The sequence below is a fragment of the Stieleria sp. genome (genome assembly GCF_041595215.1).
Lineage (GTDB): Bacteria > Planctomycetota > Planctomycetia > Pirellulales > Pirellulaceae > Stieleria > Stieleria magnilauensis.
Map to the genome: position 1 here is coordinate 1 of NZ_JBFHKV010001148.1, position 2,578 is coordinate 2,578.

2 protein-coding genes are annotated in these 2,578 nt (G+C 59.2%); both read left to right on the plus strand.

The genetic code is table 11. The features are described from left to right. A partial coding sequence (locus ABX749_RS29055; RefSeq protein ID WP_372899119.1) for a DUF1553 domain-containing protein occupies nt 1-904 on the plus strand: 904 nt, incomplete at its 5' end. A 40-nt stretch (nt 905-944) separates the two neighbouring features. Continuing rightward, on the plus strand, nt 945-2,402 hold the full coding sequence (locus ABX749_RS29060; RefSeq protein WP_372899120.1) for a DUF1501 domain-containing protein: 1,458 nt from the start codon (nt 945-947) through the stop codon (nt 2,400-2,402). Nucleotides 2,403-2,578 lie beyond the last annotated feature (176 nt).

Here is a 2,578-nt window from a genome sequence, read left to right on the forward strand (position 1 = left end):
ACCCGTCGGCCCGGATACGATCGAAGTGTTCGGATCGCTGAAGCTGGATCAGGACGCACCGGAGCAATCGCGCCGGCTTGCCCTGGCCGACTGGATCACAAGCGCCGACAACCCGCTCACCCCGCGGGTGATCGTCAACCGACTGTGGCAGTTCCATTTTGGCACGGGGATCGTCGACACGCCCAGCGACTTCGGCCAGAACGGCACACGGCCCAGCCATCCCGAGTTGCTGGATTATCTGGCTAGCGAGTTGCTCGATCATGATTGGTCACTCAAGCACATCCATCGTTTGATTTTGAATTCTCACACCTGGCGACAGAGCAATCGGCCGCGTGAAGACGCGCAGACCATCGATGCCGATTGTCGGCTGCTGTGGCGTTTCCCACCGCGTCGGTGTGATGCCGAATCGATCCGCGATTCCATCTTGGCGGTCAGCGGTTCGCTTCGGCATGACGCCGCGGGCGGACCCGGCTTTAGCGGCTTCGCGGTGCAACTGGAAAATGTCCGGCACTACCATCCCAAACAACAATACGGACCCGAAGATTGGCGACGGATGATCTACATGACCAAAGTGCGTCAAGAAAGGGACCAGGTGTTCGGCGTCTTTGATTGCCCCGATGCCAGCATGGTGGTCGCCCAACGCAGCCGTTCCACGACGCCGCTGCAAGCACTGAATTTGCTGAACAGCCGATTCGTCATGCAGCAGGCCGATCGAATGGCGGCGCGGTTGGAAAACGAAGCCGAGTCGCCGTCGGCACAAATCACCCGCGCCTGGCTCCTGTGTTTCGGTCGACCGCCGACCGACGAAGAGTTGTCCGACAGCGCCGCGTTCATTGCCCAAGAAGGATTGACACAATTCGCCCGTGCGTTGCTCAACGCCAATGAGTTTGTGTTGATTCCCTGAAAAAGTGCGTTCCCTACGCAAGCGAGAAGCTTACGCCACGATGAGATCATTTCTGGACCGACGACAGTTTCTCTCCCAGACCGCCAGCGGCTTGGGAAGCATCGCGCTGGCGAGTCTGTTGCAGCAGCCCAACGTATCGGCCGACGACCATCCGATCCGCCCCAAGATCGATCCGTCGCGTCCGTTCGCCGCGCGGCCGACACACCATCAGCCGGCGGCCAAGAACGTACTCGTCATCTTTTGTTCGGGAGCGTGCAGCCAGATCGATACGTTCGACTACAAACCCGAGCTGATCAAACGCCACGGCCAGCCGATGCCCGGCGCCGAGGATTTGGTCACCTTCCAAGGCCAGCAGGGCATGCTGACGCAAAGCCCGTGGGAGTTCAAACCGCGTGGCCAATCCGGAAAAATGGTGTCGCAACTCGTGCCACAGTTGGCCGAACTGGCCGACGACATGTGCTTCATTCATTCCTTGACCGGCAAGACCAACACCCACGGCCCGGGCGAGAACTTCATGTCCACCGGCTACACGCTGGACGGATTCCCCAGCATGGGTGCCTGGACGACCTGGGCACTCGGAACCGAAAACGAAAATCTACCCGCCTACGTCGCCATCCCCGATCCACGCGGCACGCCACAATCCAGTGTCAACAACTGGGGACCGGGTTTTCTGCCCGCGGCGTTCCAGGGCACCCAGTGGAGTGCGAACAAGCCGCTCAGCAATTTGGAGATCCCCGCAGGGACCAGCGACAAAACGGATCGCGCGACTCGCCGTTTCTTGCAACGATTGAATGAACGACACCTGCAGCAGTTCCCTGGCGATGAAGAACTGGCCGCGAGGATTTCCAGTTATGAACTGGCGGCCAAGATGCAATTGTCCGTCCCCGAAGTGACCGATCTGTCGTCTGAATCGAAGTCGACGCTACGCGAGTACGGGGCCGACGATGCGGAGAACACGCTGAAAGCACAATTCGCCAAGAACTGTATCCTGGCGCGACGGCTGATCGAGAAAGGCGTCCGCTTCGTCCAGTTGTTCAACGGCGCCTACCAGACCGGCGGCGAAGGCGTCAGCAATTGGGACGGACACAAAAAGATTGAAGAGCAATACAGCAAGCACGGCCCTGTGCTCGATCAACCCTGTGCCGCGTTACTCCGCGACTTGAAACGAAGAGGGCTATTGAAAGACACGCTGGTGGTCTGGACGACCGAGTTCGGCCGCATGCCGACGTTTCAAAAAGGCGCCAGCGGTCGCGACCACAATCCCGACGGATTCACAGCGTGGATGATGGGCGCCGGAGTCAAGGCGCCGTTCACGTACGGTGCAACCGATGAATTCGGTTACAAAGCTGTGGAGGACGTCACGACCGTGTACGATTTCCACGCCACGATTTTGCATCTGCTGGGGCTCGATCATCGCCGATTGACGTATTACCACAACGGATTCGAACGCCGCCTGACCGATGTGCATGGATCGGTGATCAAACCGATTCTGGCGTGAACCCCGCTTCAATCCTGACTCGGTGTTGCCGAGTAGGGCATGCTGTGCATGCCACCTACATTGACACCAAGCGGGGTATTTGTTGTTAGCGGCATTGGGCACCAGCACTCCGGTACCGCAAGTGACGAACCACTCGTATTCCGTATCAGCTCAATTTTCGGGTAGTGGGCGGGGCG

Bases quoted from the DNA above. Each gene is read 5' to 3' on its own strand.
- ABX749_RS29060 (WP_372899120.1), top strand. From the start codon at position 945: ATGAGATCATTTCTGGACCGACGACAGTTTCTCTCCCAGACCGCCAGC.